Genomic DNA, 17,874 nt, shown 5'->3' with positions numbered 1-17,874 from the left:
GAGGGAACTATATCAGAGAGAAAACGGGACGACAAGATGAAAACTCTCACCGCAGCATGTTCAGAGCGCGTTCGACGGCTCCGAGCGTCTTCTCCACCTCCTGTACGGAATTATACATGGCGAACGAAAAACGCGTCGTTCCCGTGATGCCGAGAGCCTGCATCAGCGGCTGCCCGCAGTGGTGCCCCGTCCGCACGGCAATGCCCATCTGGTCCAGCAGCGTGCCGAGATCGTAGTGATGAACACCCGGCACGACGACGGAAACCAGCGAGCCGCGGTCTTCGTCCCCTCCAAGTACGCGCATGCCGTCCATGGAACGCAGGCCTTCCAGCAGGCGGCGCGTCAGCCCGGCTTCATGGCTCTCGATGCCATCCATGCCGACGGAGCGCACGAAGCGCAGCGCCGCCGCGAGGGCGATCGCCCCTTCGATATTGGGCGTGCCGGCCTCGTATTTGAACGGAAGATCGTTGTAGGTCGTCTTCTCGAACGTCACCTCGCGTATCATCTCGCCGCCTCCCAGCCACGGGGGAAGCTCCCTCAACAGGTCTTCGCGCCCCCAGAGGACGCCGATGCCCGTCGGAGCATAAACCTTGTGGCCGGAAAAGGCATAGAAATCGCATCCGAGTTCGACCACATCCACTTCCATGTGCCCGGTGGATTGAGCGCCGTCGATCAGCACCAGCGTGTCCGCATGCTGTTCATGCGCCATGCGGGCGATCTCCCGCACGGGAAGCACAAGGCCGAGAGCATTGGAAATATAGGGAACGGAAACGATGCGGGTCCGGGGGGAAAGCATGCGGGCATAGGCCTCCATATCGAACCGAAGACCTTCCGTCAAAGGAACCACGCGCAGCACGGCGCCCGTGCGCTGGCACAGCATCTGCCACGGCACGATGTTGGCATGGTGGGAATCGGTGCTGATCACGATCTCGTCCCCCTGGCGTATTCTGCCGGACAGCCCGAGAATCTCCGCCGCCATATTGATGCTCATCGTACAGCCGGAGGTGAAGAGGACGCTATCCGCATCCGGCGCATGCAGGAACTCCGCCACAGTCTTCCGCGCCTCTTCATGGGCTTCCGTGGCAAGCTGGCTCAGGTAGTGCGCGCCGCGGTGGATATTGGAATTGACGGTTTCGTAATACTGCCGCGAAGCTTCCAGAACCTCGACGGGTTTCTGGGTCGTCGCCGCATTATCCAGATAAATGAGCGGCTTCCCATGCACGGTGGATCGGAGAATGGGGAATCTGCTGCGGATGGCGTCGATATTCAGCATGGCTTGTCTGGATGTTCCGGCGGAGTATGGCACAGCCGGAGGGGGCAGGCAAGAGCAGGGCGTGTCAGAATCGGCCATCCCGGCCGCACCGAATTCGCGTACGTGAAGGGAATGACTCACAAAGTCGCGCGGTGTACGACGTTTCTTTCTTGCGCTGCCTGTCGGGAAAGTGTAGATTCATGCACCCGCTTGATTGATTCCGGCGGGGCGTTTTTCACAGACCAAATACTATGCTTGAATTTATCCGTAAAAACTCGTGGATCGCTCTCGCTGCGATTGCAGCCATCCTGATCGGGTTCCTGTTGATGGACTATGCCGGCAAAAATGTCATGGGTTCCGACCGTTTCGCCTCGGTCAATGAGACCAATTACAGCTATGCGGACCAGGTCGAATTGGGCGAGAACGGCCTGCGCATGCTCGGAATGCTGTCTTCGGAATGCCAACGGCACCATGCCGGCATGCTTGCACAGTTCGATACGAACAAGGACGGACAGCTCGACGACAAGGAACGCGCCGCCATGGGGCCGGCCAACGAAACAGCCCTCCAGCGGAATCTTGAAGCAGTCGTATTTTTGAATCAGCTTTACCAAATGTGGGCGGGTATCGGCCCCAACAATAGCAAGGAAGATACGAAAGCGATGACCAATCGCATCATCGTCCGGGAAGAAGCGAAAAAATACGGTGTCTATCCCGACAAGAAGCAGACCGATACATTTATTGAAAACCTCGCTGCATTCCAGAACGGCAGCGGCGACTTCGATGCGGAAGCCTACATGCAGTTCATCGGCAAAAAGGATGGAAACATCAATAAGGAGCGCGAAGCCGCCTTCCACTCTCTCGTGGCCGACATCATCGCATGGAACGCCCTGCAGGCCATCCTCGTGGACGACCTCAAGATCAATGAAGCCATCGAAGGCAAAATGCTGGATATCAACCAGCAGACCTTCGACCTGAGCACCGCCAGACTTCATCGCGCGAAATATGCTCCCTCCACCGATCCGTCCGAAGAAGATGTCAAGGCATTCTGGGAACAGAACAAGGGCAAATACCTCAGCAAGGAACGCCGCGGAGTTACCCTCTTCACTCTCACTCCGGCTGAAAACGTCAAGAACGACGACAACTTCCGCGCAGATATCGAAGAACTTTACGAAACCGTCATGGAAGCCAACGGCCGCGCCGTCGTCAAACAGTTGGAAACCGCATCCACCAGAGCCGGCAGCGAATTCATCGTCAAGGAAGAAACCTATCCTCTCGCCGCCCGTGACCAGATGGCTGCCGGACTCGCCACTCCCATCGTAGGAGCCGATCAAGGTATCGAAACCATCGCCGATGCTGCCTTTACTGTAGAAGACGCACCTGCGCCCGCAGTTTACGAACAGCGCAAGGAAGCAGGCAAAGCGGACTCCGAAATCAAAGCCGGACAGATGCGCGGCGTATACAGCACGAAAGACGGAAAATACGCCATCATACGCGTCAACACCATCGAAAAGCCTACCGAACTTCCGTATGAAGAAGCCCGTGCATCCGCTTTGGCCGACCTGAAGACGAAGCTCACCAGCGATAAACTGCACCAGACGGCCCAGGAACTTTTCGCCCGCATGGAAAAGGAAGATTCCCTGGACAAGGCTTTCACCATTGCCAAGGAAGTGGGCGCTGAAGTCGCCACGATCGACAAGTTTACCGGCGAAATGGAAAATGCGCCTGCAGCCCTGCTCAATGCCGGAGAGGCGCTTCTCACGACGGATACCGGAAAACTGGCACCTATCATGGAAGACAAGGACGGCATCCTGCTCGTCGGCATCCGCAAGCGCAGTGTCGAAGACGGCCCACAGCAGGCGGCCATCCGTACTGGTTACTACTTTCCGCAGCTGGAAAACATACACCGCAGCGAAATCATGACAGACTGGCTGCTGCAATGCTATGTCAAGTACAAGGTACAGGTAGCCCAGCACTGACGACTGCATCAACCCATTACCCCCGGCGGTCAACCCGGGGGTTCTTTTTTGTTCCAACGTACTATTTTTATGTCCGCTCTACCTCCACAGACTCGCTACATCATCGGTAACGAAGCATGCGAACGCTTCAGCTACTACGGCATGCGCAGCATCCTGATGATCTACATGACGCAGCAACTGCTGCTCAGCGAAGACAATGCCAAAGCCATCTTTCACGGCTTCGTCGCCCTGAACTACACCATGCCCCTCATCGGAGCATGGCTGGCGGACCGTTTTCTGGGGCGGTACCACACCATCCTCTTCGTCTCCCTCTTCTACTGCCTCGGCCACGGCATTCTGGCCACGGCGGACATGTTCGAATCCATCGAGATGCACAGGATCATCCTCTACATGGGCCTTGCCATCATCGGCATGGGTTCCGGCGGCATCAAGCCCTGTGTCTCCGCCTTCGTCGGCGACCAGATACGGAATCAGGACAGTACGCTGATGACCCGGGCATACGCCGCCTTCTACTGGTCCATCAACCTCGGATCCTTCTTCTCCTTCCTCGTCATCCCGGCCATGCGGGACTCCTTCGGCTACGGCTGGGCCTTCGGCGTGCCGGGCATCGCCATGGGGCTCGCCACCTTCATCTTCTGGATCGGCCGCAAACGGTACCACATCGTACCGCCTTCCCGCAAAAAAGGAGGCACCGGCTTCTTTGCCGTACTCAAAACGGCATGCAGCTCCGGCTGGAACAAGGCCCTGGCCCTTCACGGAGAAGAAAAAGTGGACAATGCCCACCGCATGCTCAAGGTATTGACCGTCTTCGCCTTCATCATCCCCTTCTGGTCTCTCTACGAACAGACCGCCACATCGTGGGTCATTCAGGGCAAATCCATGGAACCCCTGTACATCAACCTGCAATGGCTGGTGGACGGCCTTGTCTGGAAAATCGGTCCCGAAGAATTCCAGTCCGCCAATCCCATCTTCGTGATGATCTTCGTCCCTCTGCTCACGCTGGCCATCTATCCGCACGTCGGCAAATGGGGCAAACCCATCTGTCGCATGGGGGCAGGGATCATCCTCGCTTCAGTATCCTTCGCCATTGTAGCCTGGCTGCAATACAGCCTTGAGCAGGGAGCCACACTCTCCATCATCTGGCAGCTCATCCCCTACTGCGTCCTCACCGTCGCAGAAGTTCTCGTCAGCACCACGGGCCTTGAATTCGCCTATACGCAGGCACCGGCTTCCATGAAAAGCATCACAACCAGCTTCTGGAACCTCACCATCTGCCTTGGCAACCTGCTCGTCGTCGCGCTCACCTGCCTGTTTCCCGGCAATGCCGCATCCACGGGCATGTTCCTGACGTACAGCGGCATCGCCCTGATTGTCGGCATCCTCTTCCTTGCCGTTGTCGGCAGAATGCAGCACAAATACCATTAACGGGCGAAAACACTCTTGCGGTCATGGGCGCATATTGAGAGTATCATGCGTTCCATGACCCGCTCCCTTCGCCTCGCATGCTGCATCCTTGGTGCATCTTGCCTCCTGACAACCGCTTCCTCCTGCCACTACCTCCGGTCTTCCGAGAAAATCGCAGAGATCGGGCGCGAACGCCTCGTGTACGGCCCGATTGAAGACAAATGCCTGTACCGGCTGGATGGAAAATACTACATGAAGCGCCGTGTCCACACATACAAGCGCATCCCGGAATGGACGGGCAGCATATTCATGGCAGAATTAAATCCGACTCTTTATCAGCGCATGGCGGAGCAGGAGGCACCCCGGTACGTCTACATGGAATGTTCTCCGAAAGAAGTCGACAGGTTCCTGACAAAAAATGGCGACGGATTTACCCGCAGCAATGATCATGATGAAACTACATCATACTATGCCGACGACCTCGGACAAACTCTCGGCTACCCCTTGCCGATACCGGATGCTCAATTCGATCAGCGAAAAGCCAGCAAAATTCCGATCAAATGGTACCATCCCGAGGAGAACCGGAAAGTAGACGGGCGTATCTTCTTCGGCCATCTCGACACCCTGCGTACTCTCAAATCGACCGTCGACATGCCGGAATCATTTAGATCTCTGGAAAGCCCAGAGCATGCCAGCCATGATTATCGATTTTCCCCACAAAGAATCGTCTCTCAACCTGACCGCGCGACATGGTTTCAACAAGGGATATGCGTACTGGACAAAATTGCCGTCGATTATCCGGCATCGGTCATTCTGACCCTGATACAGTATAGATTGTGGGCAGATTAAGGCGCGTGGCCGCTCAAATCTTTTTTCGGTATGCGGCTCAATTCGTCTAAACTCAAGGAGGATATAAATGAACAATATAGGAGCAGTCGTGATAGATAGTTCCGTGTTTTCTCGTACTAAAAGAATCCAAACCTATACCGCGTATGACGACACAAGTATTACTGGCGACGGCGATAGCCAGCCTTTCTCTCGGTTCCGCATCCGCGGATCAAAAAATAGACCTGAAGACAAAATCATCTCAGATGTCATTTGATATCAAAAATTCAGGACAGCTGTACAGATGTTATTTCGGTCGTAAACTGGCGAATCAGGATGACGCACGCCTTAACAGTTCTTCCTCCACGCTTGCTTACCCTACGCTTTGGAATGCCAACGAAGGCTGGGCCAACGCATCGGGAGAATATAATATTTCCATTACCCAGGGGGATGGTCGTGTGTCTCTGGATTTGGTTCTGGATTCTTATAAGGTGAGTACACCGACGCCCGGGCAGGAACTAGCCGTTTTTGAATTCAGAGACACTCATTACCCCGTCAGAGTGCGCCTTTCCGTGCTAGCGCACGAAGATTCGGATGTTTTTGAGCAATGGATCGAAATCACGAATAATGGGAAGGATGCGATTACGATTGACGAAGCGGCATCCGGACATTTGAAGGTAAAAGGAACTCGTTATTATGTTTCCACATTCAGTGGCACGTGGGGAGGAGAATCCTTCATCAGTGAAGAGGAAGTGAAACAAGGAAATATCCTGGAACGTTCCTCTCATACCGGAACACGTACAGCTCAGGAAGGAACACCGGGATTCATTTTGTCCCTGAATGGTCCTGCGCAAGAAGATGAGGGCGAGGTATTCTTGGGGGCTCTGGCATGGTCGGGCAACTATGATTTACGATTCAAACACTCGCCAAATCATCATATGTTTGCCTCTTTTGGAGCGAACTTGTGTCAATCTCCCTATCGTTTGGAAGCAGATAGGACCTTGACCCTGCCTCGCTGGATCGTAACATATAGTGACAAGGGCAAGGGCGAAGCAACACGCCAATTGCACCGCTGGGCAAGAGCCGGAGGCATCCAGAAAGGAACTTCCGAACGTGATACGTTGCTTAACTCATGGGAAGGAGCGCATTTCAATTTCGATGAGCCTTTGTTGCACAAGATGATGGAGCGCTCTGCTGACATGGGATTGGAGCTGTTCGTATTAGACGACGGCTGGTTTGCCAACAAATACCCTCGCAACTATGATAATGCCGGCCTTGGAGACTGGACTGTCAATAAGAAGAAGCTTCCAAACGGCGTAGAAGGGCTAGTGAAAGTTGCTAAGGATAACAAAATCAAGTTCGGCATTTGGGTTGAACCGGAAATGGTGAATCCCAAGTCTGAACTGTACGAGACACATCCTGACTGGGTCATCAAGCTCCCCCACCGCCCCCTCAGAGAAGAGCGCAGCCAGCTAGTGCTGGATTTGTCGAATCCGGCAGTTCAGGATTACATCATCAAGTGCATGGACGATTTATTGTCCGGCAATCCCGAGATTGCCTATATCAAATGGGACTGCAATCGTACTGTCTGGGATCCGGGCTCAACCTATCTTTCCGATGCCAATCAGAAGAATTTACACGTTGATTATGTCAACGGCTACTACCGCATCATGGATGAACTGGTGAAAAAGCATCCCAGTGTTATATTCCAAGCATGCGCCTCCGGTGGCGGACGAGCTGATTTTGGAGCAATGAAGTACCATCATGAGTTCTGGGTCTCCGACAATACTGACCCCTATGATCGTATATTTATGCAGTGGGGGGTAGGACATTTGTTCCCGGCGATTTCAATGGCATCTCACGTCACGGTTTCCCCCTGTCACCAGACATCGAGATCAACGCCGCTCAAGTTCCGCTTTGATGTGGCAAGCGCAGCTCGCCTTGGATTCGAGCTTCAACCACAGAATTTAACTCAGGATGAAGTGACCTTCTCAAAGAAAGCTCTCACAGAGTATAAGAGAATTCGCCCCGTCGTCCAATTGGGAGATCTTTATCGTTTGCGCTCGCCTTATGATACAAAAGAAGCGTCCTTAATGTACGTCAAGGAAGAAAGTGGAAAACAAAGAGCCGTTGTATTTGCTTATTTGTTAAGCAGACTTCAGGCGGATTCTACTTCTCCTATCAGACTGAAGGGTCTGAAACCGGACAAGCGCTACAAGGTGACCGAACTCAATGTCGACCACAGCGGCAAGCGTACTTTCCTTGATGGGAAGGAAGTGGGCGGAGATTACCTGATGGGCAATGGCATTTCCTTCGGCTGGGGCAAAGAATTGCAGTCCTGCGTCATCGAACTGCAGGAGATTTAACGGCACGTGCTATTTTCTGACGATTGTGAGTATGATTGCAAACATCCACTGTCGTCAGAAAATCAAATCATTCTATTTTGCATTACATATATTATGCGAAGTAATAAAAATATATTGGATACCTGTGCAGGCCGGAGTCATGCAATGTTCATGAACGGCCTTGCCAACCATCCTTGAATTGATATTGATTTTCTCCGTACTGTGCCTTACAATGCGCCTGACATGAACGACGCACCGAAACAAGAACTCCTCGATATTCTTCTGGCCAAATCCATTCGCACGGGCCACTTCGTCCTCGCATCCGGCAAGGAATCCGACTTGTATTGCGATTGCCGCGTCACCGCGCTTGATGCCCGTGGAGCCAACCTCATCGGCCAGGTCGGCTGGGAGCTTGTCAAAAAAGACATCCTCGCGCAATTCCCGAACGTCTCGTCCATCGGCGGCATGACCATGGGCGCCGACCCCATCTCTCTGGCAATCGGCATGTACAGCTCGCTGGACCAGACATGCGGCACTACGCTGAACGTCTTCACCGTCCGTAAGGAAGCCAAGGATCACGGCCGCGGCAAGCGCATCGAAGGCAACTTTGAATCCGGACAGGAAATCATCGTGGTGGACGATGTCATCACCACCGGCGGCTCCACTCTGAAAGCCATTGACGCCATTGAAGCCGAAGGCGGCAAAGTCGTCGCTGCGCTCGTCCTCGTCGACCGCGAAGAAGGAGGCCGCGAAGCCATCGAAGCCCGCGACATCCCCGTCTTCCCGCTCTTCACGCGCCAATCCATCTTCGGAAGCCGTTAAAGCACACCGTGCTGGCTCTATTCGTACACCCCGATTCCATACCTCTTCGCCATGCTGCAATTCCTCCATACCCGCATCCGCGTTTCCGACCTCGAACGCACCATCGCTTTTTATGAAAAGCTCGGTTTCGAACTCACGAAACGCATGATCTCTCCCCAGGGCAACCAACTGGCCTACGTTGGCATTCCCGGTTCGAAACACCTGCTGGAACTCTGCTGGAGCGCCGATTACGACGTACAGGTTCCCGAAGACCTCATGCACACCGCCATCGGCGTGGACGACATCATGGCGGCCTGTGCGGATTTGGAAGCCCAAGGCATTGAGATATGGCCGGAAAACTGGAAGAGCGCCCTGCCCGCCGTACCGGAAGGAAAATCGAAAATCGCCTTCGTCACCGATCCGGACGGCTATGAAGTTGAGCTCATCGAAAATCACTGATATTCCACCACATGCTCCCTGTTATCCTGGGATTGGAAACGACCGCCCTCACCTTAAGGGAACGGGAGATCATTGACCGTCTCCAGCCTGCCGGGTACATCCTCTTCTCGCGCAACATCGAAAGCGTCGAACAAACGCGTGCCCTCACCGATGAACTGCGGGCGCGCAGCCTCAACTTTCAACCTGTTGTCGGTATCGATCAGGAAGGAGGCCGCGTCATCCGCACAGCAGCATTGGGCCTGCAACTACCCGGTGCTGCCGACCTGGCTTCTTTCGGCAGCGTGGCATCCATCATAGAAACGGCCATCGTCTCCACGTTCACACTCCGCCAGCTGGGATTCAACACCAACTTCGCTCCCGTACTCGACCTCGCTTCCCCTTCTCCCCAGGCCAATGCTTTGCCTTCCCGCTGCTGGGGCACGGAACCCCAGCAGGTACTCGCCTATGCCGGAATCTTCAACCGCAACCAGAGACACTACGGCCTGATGACCTGCGGCAAACACTTCCCGGGCATGGGTAAGGCGGAAACCGATCCGCACAGCGATCTGCCCGTCATCCATGCCACGCTGGAGGAATTCATCACCGAAGACATCGTCCCGTTCATGGCTCTGGACGACGAACTTTCCGGTGTCATGCTCGCCCACATCCTTCTCCCGGACATTGATCCGGACAACCCAGCTTCGCTCTCCCGCACGCTCATCGAACAAATCTTGCGCGAAAGGCTGGACTATCGCGGCCTCGTCTATACGGACGACCTCTGCATGGGTTCCATTGCTCGCACACTGCCCCCCCATCTCTCCGTACCGCGGGCTTTGGAAGCAGGATGCGACCTGCCTCTCGTCTGCCACAACGTCATGGACATCATCGATGGCATTGCGGAAGGCATCGCCCGCATCTGCCCGCAAACCATGCACGACACCATTCGCCGGGTGGAATACAACATGCACAAATCATGCGTACCACCCAAATTCTCCCAAAAACAGTGGGACAAACTCATGAGCCGTGCCGACACACTGTGCCGCACCGTCCCCTCCGCCGGAAGTGCGCCCGGCTCGCCCGTACAGCAATACTGAGTATAGCGGCATCTGGCTATGGGAAAAAGGATCGTCCGGAAATTTGGGCTTGAATCGCCCCGATGCACCCTGTACCATAGAAACGTTTATGAAATCGATCAACCTTCTTACCCTCATGGCGGGTTCTGCCCTGTCCGCAGGAATCGCTTTCTCAGAAGCCCCTCCTGCCATCCCCTCCGGATCCATCACCTACACTGCCGTCAACGGGCAAACGGACTATGCGGATGACTTTGCCTCGCACTCGGACTACGCCACCCCCACCCCGGCTGCCGCTCCGCGCCAAATCAGCGCATACAGCAACCGGAAATGGGCCACCCTCGACATCAACGCCTACTCCAGCAACTATCAGGTGCGCGGCATGGGAGTCACCAACCGATACTCCGATGCAGGATGGAGTTTCGTCAATCTGCAACTGAAACCCGGCAACACCAACCTCTTCGGGTGGGGCATCGGCCAGCAGCTCGACCTTCAGGCCGGCGCCATCTACGGCAGCGGAGTGCTCGGCAATGAACCCGTATTGGGCGCAGGCTACGGCCTCACCAAGGAAATCTTCCCGAACCTCGTGGCCAAGGCAGGCTACGGACTTCAATACGGCGGCTTGGAAGGCTTCCTCTCCGAATACAGAGGCAAAGCCCCCCACCAGCTCGCCCAGAACATCCACATCAACCTCACCTACGACGACCGCCAGACCGGATACTTCGGCCGCTTCGACCTTGGGGCCGGCTTCTACGGACTCACCGGATGGTACGGCCTCATCGAAGGCGGCTACCGCTGGCAGGATGTCCTCCCCACCCGGGGTAACATCGGCTGGGATGCGACCGTGCGCGCCGGCATGAGCTACTCCTTCGGTTACTGGGCAGGCAATGCGGATGGCGTCGATGCCTACTATATCCGTTGTGAAGCCCTTCCCTACAACATCGGCGGCACGATGGGCCGCGATGCCCAATGGCAGCTTGTCCCATGGGTGCAAACATCATGGGCCGGTAACAACCGCACGAAAATCAACCAGGCCGTCGGCACAGGCATCATCGACCACTTCCAGTTCACCGCTGGTGTGGACGTTCGCTACAACTTCTGATGGAACGGTTCGTGGCGGCAGGCATGGCAAGTTTTTTGAAAAAATCACTTGCCCTGCTTCATGAACTCGTGTATCATCCCGCCGCAGACAATGCTTCAAGCCGGTTTAGCTCAGTGGTAGAGCACCCGATTTGTAATCGGACGGTCGTCGGTTCAAATCCGACAACCGGCTCCATGTAAAAGAAGCCTTGGTTTCCTAAGCTGCAAACCTTTTCCAAGCCGCCTACGGGCGGCTTTTTCATGCCTCGATTTTTGAATGTTTGGGTGGATATGGCTTCAGTTTTTTGGTGTATGCCATGCGAATTCCCATTGAAAAAAATGGACTTGAGTATTGTATTGGTACACGTACACAAAGTCTTTCGGTCGTATTACCTGAACAACAGAAAAGCAGGTCGTTCAATCATCCATTTGAATCATGACATATGCTTTTTTTTCTATCTTTTTCTTGTTATTTAATTCATGATCATTTATATATAAATCCGTATGCGGCATGTTGCTTTCATTCTGCTTTTGATGTTTTGCTGTTTGACGGTTCAGGGTTCGCCTTTCGACTGGGAGGGGGAACAGTCGACGTATCATCCTATCGTCTTGAGCAGCAAGCAGGTTGCCGGGAAGGATTTCCCGGAGTATGAGTTCAATGCGAGGGAAACCGATGCCCAAGGGAGAATCCGAGGAACGATCGCCATCCGGCAGAACGGCAAGTCGAAACAGTACGCTTTTACGGTGGCAGGTGCAGCCGATAGCGACGGGTTCATGCCGCTTTCCGTGAGACGGAAGGGGCAGGAGGAAGAAGAGGCTTGGAGCGTGCGGGTGCGTGGCGATATTCTGAATCTGCAGATGCCGGGGCTTGATCGCCCGGTTGCGATGAAGAGAGTCCCTGCCCTGACGGTTCTGACTCCACCGAAACCGAAGGTGGTATTGCCCAATAACCGATCACATCAGGGGATCGATTTGAAACCGGATGTAGAATCAGGCATGGAACGAGATGAGACCGTAATCTCTGAGGAATCTGGGGCGAGGTCGGAAAACGTTTGGACAGACAAAGCCTTACCATGGATCGCCGCGTTCCTGTTTTTGTTACCGTTGTTTTTGTCTCGTCTGTGCGGTTCCCGTTTTTCGGTTGCAGTGGCAGTTTTCGCGCTGGCAGGAGTGTTGCTGGCATGTACCTTGTATGATCCGACCTTGTGGGTGTTTTATGCGGCAGCATGGGGTATTCTCATGGTGTTGGCCTGTGTTCCGACGCCAAAACAGGCGTTCGACATGGATATTCTATCGCATGTTCAAGGTGTTCCGATACAACGTACCAAGAGCGGCCAGTCCGAGACTTCTTGTTCCGATAATATGGCGATGCCCCGAACGATTACGGTGACGGAGGATACTGTTCGCGGTGTGATGATGGAAGATATAAACCATCGCAGCAAAAACAAGTTGGAAGAGATTCTGCGAGATGGTATTGGAATGTATCTGGAAGACAGTCTCAGGCATATTGGAGAGATCGCCCATGATGCACACCCCGGTGATATGGTAGAGCTGGAGGGAGATGTCCGGCAGGTCGTTCGAGATTTGCTGTCCATGATGGATAAGCGTTGCCTCGTTCTGTTGCAGCATTATCAGGATAATGGCTTTAATCCGGCTCCTATTGCCAGGCTACGAAAGAAGATTGCGGTATTGTATCGTTCACGTTGGTGAGCGGGTTCTATGAACGATGTGTTCGGATCTTTGGTGTTGTTTTCCGAGTCTCAAGGAGTCCGTATTGCCTGTTTTTTCGTCTGTTTTCCCCTTTCTGCTTGAACTGACTGGCTGTTTCGGGCATCCTTCATGTATGAGCAAATCATTGTCAGAAGACCAAATCGCCACTTTGCGCAAGTGGGCGGAAGATGGATTGGATCTCAATGGCATCCAAAAGGCCCTGACGGAGCAGCTGGGTATTCACATGACATATATGGATACGCGTTTTCTTTTGCTGGATCTCGGTATTGAGCTTCGTTCCCCGGCAGAGGCTGCACCTGCTGCCGATGCTGCCGCACAGGAGGTTCCGCAATCGATTTCATCCGGCCAGTTGAAGGTGACGATCGACGAGGTGAAGCAACCCGGCGTGTTTCTTTCCGGACAGGTGGCTTTCCCGACCGGAGCACGCGCCACATGGTTGATCGACGCCCGCGGGAGTGTGTCTTGGGAGCCGATTCTTGGCGAACCTTCGGAAGAGGATTTGAATGCTTTCCAAAAGGAATTGGGGCATATCATCCGTACGCAGCTCGGACGCATTTGATTTCATGAATTCAGACGATGCCCTTTCTTCCGTTGACGAACGGATTCCCGATGATGTTCTTGCCGATCTGTTGACGGCTCTCCGCCAGCAGATGGCAAGCGATGAGACGGCGTTCGTGCGTTGTACTTTCGATCGCTTGACAGCCGACGGCTGTGCGGAAGACGAGGCTTTGCACGCCATGGCTTCCGTTTTACTTTGGGAGATCAATACCATGATGGCTACCCAATCTCCCTTCGATCTGGACCACTACCACAGCGAGCTGGACGCACTATCCTTCTCAACCAACTCCTAATTAATTGATTACCATGCATTTCACCTGGTTAAAATCCATGTCAGCCGTTCTCGCGGCCGCTTTCCTCTTTACCAATGCAGACGCCCGTTCCTGGACGGATAAGAAGGGCCGTACCATTGATGCCGATTTCGTGTCGACTGACGGCACGAATGTTACGCTCAAGCTTACCAAGACAGGCAAGACCGCTACGGTTCCCATCGACTCTCTCAGTCCGAAGGATGTTGCTTTCGTGAATGAGCAAGAGACACAGGAACCCGTCGATAGCGCGGATGTGGTCGATATGCCCGACCGTTGGCCGGAGAAGGTTCCGGGGCCCAAGAATTTCCGATTGAAGGAAGAGAATGCCAAGGACAAGAACCGGTCGACCTATATTTACAAGACGGCCAATTTCCGGTTTACTTCCCAGAAGCCTCTGGATGAAAAGGCTCAGGAAGCAATCGGACGTTTGTATGAAGGTACGTTCGCCGCCGTCAAACGGATGCCCCTGCCGATTCCCCGCGTGAAGAGCAAGCGGCGTCCAGGACAGGAACTGAAGGCTTTGCTGACGCCGGATATGGCTTCCTATTATGCAGCCGGCGGTCCTCAAGGCTCCGTCGGTGTATTCCGCTCGGCCATGGCTCAAACCAACAAGCGATTGACCGAGAAAGACGTGCAGGATGATATGACGATTGTGCCTTTTACGGCGCTCGGTATTTCACCCGACGGCAAGCTGCTCGACGACAAGATCGACAGCCATACTCTGGCGCATGAAATTACGCACCAGTTGACCTGCCTGTGCAATTTCCGCAATTCGATCTGGATCAACGAAGGGATGTCCGAGTATGTGGGTTATGTGCCGTACGACGGTAACGAGTTCGATTTCACGGGAGCTTTCAAGAATATCCGCGAAGCAGCCATGGTTTACGAACAACACGGGAAATGGACGCTTCCGTTCACGATCGAGGAGTTCATCGACATGAGCCAGGATACGTTCTACGGCAAAGGCAGTACGGATCCCAATTACGGACACCGCAATTATACGCTGGCCGCGATGCTGGTAGCGTACCATTTCCATCTCGACGACCGTTACGGGCTTCGTAATTTCACGAATTACATGAATGCCCTGCAGCGCGGTACTGCTCCGGACAAATGCAAGAAGACCCTGCTCGGCAAGCGCAAGAATTTCAAGCAGCTTCAGGATGATTTTTCCGCCGCCTGGAAGGAAAAGGGCGTAAATATCCAGTTCAAGGAATAAGCCGTTTCCGGTTCATTTCATGCAAAAAGAGCAGAGACATCAAGTCCCTGCTCTTTTTTGTTCAAAGGCGTATGCCACGCAATCAGTCGCCACTCTTGAGCACGCGAATGAAGGCTTCCTGAGGGATGTTGACGCGGCCGATGGCTTTCATGCGCTTTTTGCCTTCCTTCTGCTTTTCGAGGAGTTTACGCTTTCGGGTCACGTCGCCGCCGTAGCATTTGGCCGTCACGTTTTTGCGCATGGCGGAGATGCTTTCACGGGCGATGATTTTGCCGCCGATGCAGGCCTGAATGGCCACGGTGAAGAGCTGCTTGGGGATGACGTCCTTGAGTTTGGTCGCCAGTTCGCGGCCCCGGCTTTCCGCCTTGTCGCGGTGGACGATCATCGAGAAGGCATCCACCGGTTCCCCGGCGATCATCATGTCCATTTTGATGAGGTTGGCGGCGCGGTAGCCTGCATGTTCATAGTCCATGGAGCCGTAGCCGCGTGTCATGGATTTGAGCTTGTCGTTGAAGTCGACGAGGATTTCCGCCAGAGGCAGCGTGCCGGTGATCATCACGCGGGTATCGTCGATGGTTTCGGTGTGTTCGACAGCGCCGCGTTTTTCGAGGATGAGCTGCATCACGTCGCCGATGTAGTCGCCGGGGATCATGATGAAGACGCGGACGAGCGGTTCGCGGATTTCCTGAATTTCCTGCGGTTCCGGCAGGATGCTCGGGTTGTCCACGAGCATTTCTTCGCCGTCCGTGCGCGTCACTTCATAGATGACGGAGGGGTACGTGGAGATCACGTCCATGTTGAACTCGCGGCGGAGGCGTTCCTGAATGATTTCCATGTGCAGGAGGCCGAGGAAGCCGCAGCGGAAACCGAAGCCGAGAGCGATGGAGGATTCTGCGGAGTAGGTGAAGGCCGCGTCGTTGATCTGGAGCTTGGCCATGGCGGCCTTGAGTGCTTCAAAGTCCGAGGAGTCGACGGGGTAGATGCCCGAGAAGACCATCGGGTGGATTTCCTTGAAGCCGGCCAGCGGTTCTTTGCAAGGATTGGCGGTGTCCGTGTAGGTGTCGCCGATCTTGACGTCGGCCGCCGATTTCATGTTGGCGATGATGTAGCCCACATCTCCCGTTTCAAGGGTGTCCGTCCGCTGCATTTTCGGTGTGAAGACGCCGACTTCCTTGACTTCATAGGTTTCGTCCGTGGCGAACAGGCGCACGCGCATACCTCGCTTGACTTGTCCCGAGACGACGCGCACATAGGAGACGACGCCTCGATAGGCGTCGTACACGGAGTCGAATACCAGCGCACGCAGGAGATTGTCTTCGCTTTCGCGAGGCGGTGGCATGCGCGTGACGATGGCTTCAAGAATGTCTTCGATGCCGACTCCCGTTTTGGCGGATGCCTTGATGGCTTCTTCGCGCGGGATGCAGACGACGTCTTCGAGCTGGCGGTAGACGCCGGGAAGGTTGGCGCTGGGAAGGTCGATCTTGTTGATGACGGGGACAATGGTCAGCCCCTGGTCCATGGCAAGGTGCATGTTCGCCAGCGTTTGGGCTTCCACGCCCTGCGCAGCGTCGACGATGAGAATCGCGCCTTCGCAAGCGGCGAGCGAGCGGGAGACTTCGTAGGAGAAGTCCACGTGGCCGGGGGTGTCCAGCAGGTTAAGTTTGTATGTTTTACCATCCTTCGCCCGGTAGTGCATCGTCACGGGATGGGATTTGATGGTGATGCCCTTTTCCCGTTCGAGATCCATGGCATCGAGAAGCTGGTCCTGCTTTTGACGGTCGGAGATCGTATTGGTATATTCCAGCAGGCGGTCGGACAGAGTCGTTTTGCCGTGGTCGATATGGGCGATGATCGAAAAATTGCGCGTAAGATTCGTGGACATGCAGGGTCAGGGAGCCTAGACGATATATGTGTCAAGGTCAAGCAATATCACGTTCATGCAGGCTTTATTTGGCCTGATGCACGGCAGGTGCCTTTGCCTGGGGAGCAGACTGGGAAGGCTGTGCCGGTTTCGGGTCGGTGCCCGAAGCGGTCAATTGTGCGTTTGCGGCGATGGATGCCTGTTTGGCCGCCTTTTCGATCATATCCAGTTTACGGCTCTGCCACAGCCGCGTCGTTGCCGAGGTGATGAGTGCCGTGGGTACCGCGACGACGGCGACGCCAAGTACCAGCATGCAACCGCTGAATACCTTGCCTAGGACCGTAACGGGCACCACATCGCCGTATCCCGTCGTCGTCAAGGAGACTGCTGCGAACCAGAAACCGTCCAGAAGCGAGGAGAATACTTCCGGCTGCGCCTTCCTTTCGGCCATATAGATGCCCATGGCGAAGAAGTAATGCAGGAAGAAGAACAGTCCGAAGAAAATATACAGTTCCTTGCTGATAGATTTGAATATCTGGGCGAAAGGAGCGAATATCCTGTTGAACCGGACGATTTTGAAGATGCAGAACAATTCGACAATGCGCAGGGAGTACAGGACGTTGGCCTCGTCCACTCCCAGCAGAGGCAGAAGGGCCGGAAGGCAAACCACGAGGTCGATGAGTCCCATGAAGCTGAAGATGTACCGCAACCGCGACTGCGACACGGCAATGCGAAGGATATATTCGATCAGGAAGAAGACGGGAAGGTATTTGTCGAACCCTACGATCAGAGCAGCCAGTCCGGGGGCATCTTCCGAAAAATCGGGAAAAGCCAGTATCGTAAAGGAGAGGCACCAGAGAATGGCAATGCCCCAGACTACTTTTTCCCATGCGCCGAAGCAGGCGATGCCCTTGCTATCCGTCCACTTGTGTTTCAACGTACTCATGTACCGGATGCTATTCTATTCTAACAGCCAACAATCTGCAAGAGAATAAGCAGTCAGCCC

The 17,874-nt window shown here is 54.5% G+C and carries 15 protein-coding genes and 1 tRNA gene; 13 read left to right on the top strand and 3 right to left on the bottom strand.

Annotation, left to right across the window (positions count from 1 at the left end; genetic code table 11):
• Window positions 1-46: 46 nt before the first annotated feature.
• Window positions 47-1,273 carry an aminotransferase class V-fold PLP-dependent enzyme gene (locus PYTT_RS12555; protein WP_067775104.1) on the bottom strand — a complete coding sequence of 409 codons (1,227 nt, stop codon included), beginning with the start codon at window positions 1,271-1,273 and terminating at the stop codon, window positions 47-49.
• 230 nt (window positions 1,274-1,503) lie between these two features.
• On the opposite strand from PYTT_RS12555, the gene PYTT_RS12550 reads away from it, so the two are divergent.
• The 13 genes from PYTT_RS12550 (at window position 1,504) to PYTT_RS12490 (ending at window position 15,007) form a co-directional block, all read left to right on the top strand.
• The gene (locus tag PYTT_RS12550) at window positions 1,504-3,228 is read left to right on the top strand and encodes a peptidylprolyl isomerase (RefSeq protein WP_067775019.1); all 1,725 of its coding nucleotides are present in this window, start codon (window positions 1,504-1,506) and stop codon (window positions 3,226-3,228) included.
• A gap of 69 nt (window positions 3,229-3,297) precedes the next feature.
• Window positions 3,298-4,653 (top strand): POT-type proton-dependent oligopeptide transporter, encoded by a 1,356-nt coding sequence (locus tag PYTT_RS12545; RefSeq protein WP_067775022.1) that lies wholly within the window; start codon window positions 3,298-3,300, stop codon window positions 4,651-4,653.
• Between the two features lie 45 nt (window positions 4,654-4,698).
• Complete coding sequence (locus PYTT_RS12540; protein ID WP_067775025.1) at window positions 4,699-5,481, top strand: hypothetical protein; 783 nt, start codon at window positions 4,699-4,701, stop codon at window positions 5,479-5,481.
• A gap of 143 nt (window positions 5,482-5,624) precedes the next feature.
• Complete coding sequence (locus tag PYTT_RS12535) at window positions 5,625-7,823, top strand: alpha-galactosidase (RefSeq protein WP_067775028.1); 2,199 nt, start codon at window positions 5,625-5,627, stop codon at window positions 7,821-7,823.
• A 222-nt stretch (window positions 7,824-8,045) separates the two neighbouring features.
• Window positions 8,046-8,624, top strand: coding sequence for an orotate phosphoribosyltransferase (gene pyrE, locus PYTT_RS12530; protein ID WP_067775031.1), 579 nt, complete (start codon window positions 8,046-8,048; stop codon window positions 8,622-8,624).
• Window positions 8,625-8,675: 51 nt separating this feature from the next.
• Window positions 8,676-9,062 (top strand): VOC family protein, encoded by a 387-nt coding sequence (locus PYTT_RS12525; protein ID WP_067775034.1) that lies wholly within the window; start codon window positions 8,676-8,678, stop codon window positions 9,060-9,062.
• Window positions 9,063-9,073: 11 nt separating this feature from the next.
• On the top strand, window positions 9,074-10,135 hold the full coding sequence (locus PYTT_RS12520) for a glycoside hydrolase family 3 N-terminal domain-containing protein (RefSeq protein WP_067775037.1): 1,062 nt from the start codon (window positions 9,074-9,076) through the stop codon (window positions 10,133-10,135).
• A gap of 88 nt (window positions 10,136-10,223) precedes the next feature.
• Window positions 10,224-11,213, top strand: a complete 990-nt coding sequence (locus PYTT_RS12515) for a hypothetical protein (protein ID WP_067775039.1) — start codon at window positions 10,224-10,226, stop codon at window positions 11,211-11,213.
• 99 nt (window positions 11,214-11,312) lie between these two features.
• Window positions 11,313-11,387: transfer RNA gene (locus tag PYTT_RS12510), tRNA-Thr, on the top strand.
• A 413-nt stretch (window positions 11,388-11,800) separates the two neighbouring features.
• Complete coding sequence (locus tag PYTT_RS12505) at window positions 11,801-12,901, top strand: hypothetical protein (protein WP_141675785.1); 1,101 nt, start codon at window positions 11,801-11,803, stop codon at window positions 12,899-12,901.
• Between the two features lie 133 nt (window positions 12,902-13,034).
• Entirely contained in the window at window positions 13,035-13,481 is a 447-nt protein-coding gene (locus PYTT_RS12500; protein WP_067775045.1) for a hypothetical protein, read from the top strand.
• Between the two features lie 4 nt (window positions 13,482-13,485).
• Complete coding sequence (locus PYTT_RS12495) at window positions 13,486-13,773, top strand: hypothetical protein (RefSeq protein WP_067775048.1); 288 nt, start codon at window positions 13,486-13,488, stop codon at window positions 13,771-13,773.
• Window positions 13,774-13,810: 37 nt separating this feature from the next.
• The gene (locus PYTT_RS12490) at window positions 13,811-15,007 is read left to right on the top strand and encodes an SHD1 domain-containing protein (RefSeq protein ID WP_067775051.1); all 1,197 of its coding nucleotides are present in this window, start codon (window positions 13,811-13,813) and stop codon (window positions 15,005-15,007) included.
• A gap of 82 nt (window positions 15,008-15,089) precedes the next feature.
• Here PYTT_RS12490 and lepA read toward each other — a convergent pair whose 3' ends face one another.
• Complete coding sequence (gene lepA / locus PYTT_RS12485) at window positions 15,090-16,889, bottom strand: translation elongation factor 4 (RefSeq protein WP_067775054.1); 1,800 nt, start codon at window positions 16,887-16,889, stop codon at window positions 15,090-15,092.
• A 64-nt stretch (window positions 16,890-16,953) separates the two neighbouring features.
• Window positions 16,954-17,814 carry an ion transporter gene (locus PYTT_RS12480; protein WP_067775057.1) on the bottom strand — a complete coding sequence of 287 codons (861 nt, stop codon included), beginning with the start codon at window positions 17,812-17,814 and terminating at the stop codon, window positions 16,954-16,956.
• Between the last annotated feature and the right edge of the window lie 60 nt (window positions 17,815-17,874).

It is taken from the genome of Neoakkermansia glycaniphila, assembly GCF_900097105.1.
Classification (GTDB): Bacteria; Verrucomicrobiota; Verrucomicrobiia; order Verrucomicrobiales; family Akkermansiaceae; genus Akkermansia; species Akkermansia glycaniphila.
This window is presented reverse-complemented; position numbering and strand designations above follow the sequence as displayed.

Coding starts and splice junctions, on each gene's coding strand:
- PYTT_RS12555 (WP_067775104.1), bottom strand. CDS start 1,273: ATGCTGAATATCGACGCCATCCGCAGCAGATTCCCCATTCTCCGATCC.
- PYTT_RS12550 (WP_067775019.1), top strand. CDS start 1,504: ATGCTTGAATTTATCCGTAAAAACTCGTGGATCGCTCTCGCTGCGATT.
- PYTT_RS12545 (WP_067775022.1), top strand. CDS start 3,298: ATGTCCGCTCTACCTCCACAGACTCGCTACATCATCGGTAACGAAGCA.
- PYTT_RS12540 (WP_067775025.1), top strand. CDS start 4,699: ATGCGTTCCATGACCCGCTCCCTTCGCCTCGCATGCTGCATCCTTGGT.
- PYTT_RS12535 (WP_067775028.1), top strand. CDS start 5,625: ATGACGACACAAGTATTACTGGCGACGGCGATAGCCAGCCTTTCTCTC.
- pyrE (WP_067775031.1), top strand. CDS start 8,046: ATGAACGACGCACCGAAACAAGAACTCCTCGATATTCTTCTGGCCAAA.
- PYTT_RS12525 (WP_067775034.1), top strand. CDS start 8,676: ATGCTGCAATTCCTCCATACCCGCATCCGCGTTTCCGACCTCGAACGC.
- PYTT_RS12520 (WP_067775037.1), top strand. CDS start 9,074: ATGCTCCCTGTTATCCTGGGATTGGAAACGACCGCCCTCACCTTAAGG.
- PYTT_RS12515 (WP_067775039.1), top strand. CDS start 10,224: ATGAAATCGATCAACCTTCTTACCCTCATGGCGGGTTCTGCCCTGTCC.
- PYTT_RS12500 (WP_067775045.1), top strand. CDS start 13,035: ATGAGCAAATCATTGTCAGAAGACCAAATCGCCACTTTGCGCAAGTGG.
- PYTT_RS12495 (WP_067775048.1), top strand. CDS start 13,486: ATGAATTCAGACGATGCCCTTTCTTCCGTTGACGAACGGATTCCCGAT.
- PYTT_RS12490 (WP_067775051.1), top strand. CDS start 13,811: ATGTCAGCCGTTCTCGCGGCCGCTTTCCTCTTTACCAATGCAGACGCC.
- lepA (WP_067775054.1), bottom strand. CDS start 16,889: ATGTCCACGAATCTTACGCGCAATTTTTCGATCATCGCCCATATCGAC.
- PYTT_RS12480 (WP_067775057.1), bottom strand. CDS start 17,814: ATGAGTACGTTGAAACACAAGTGGACGGATAGCAAGGGCATCGCCTGC.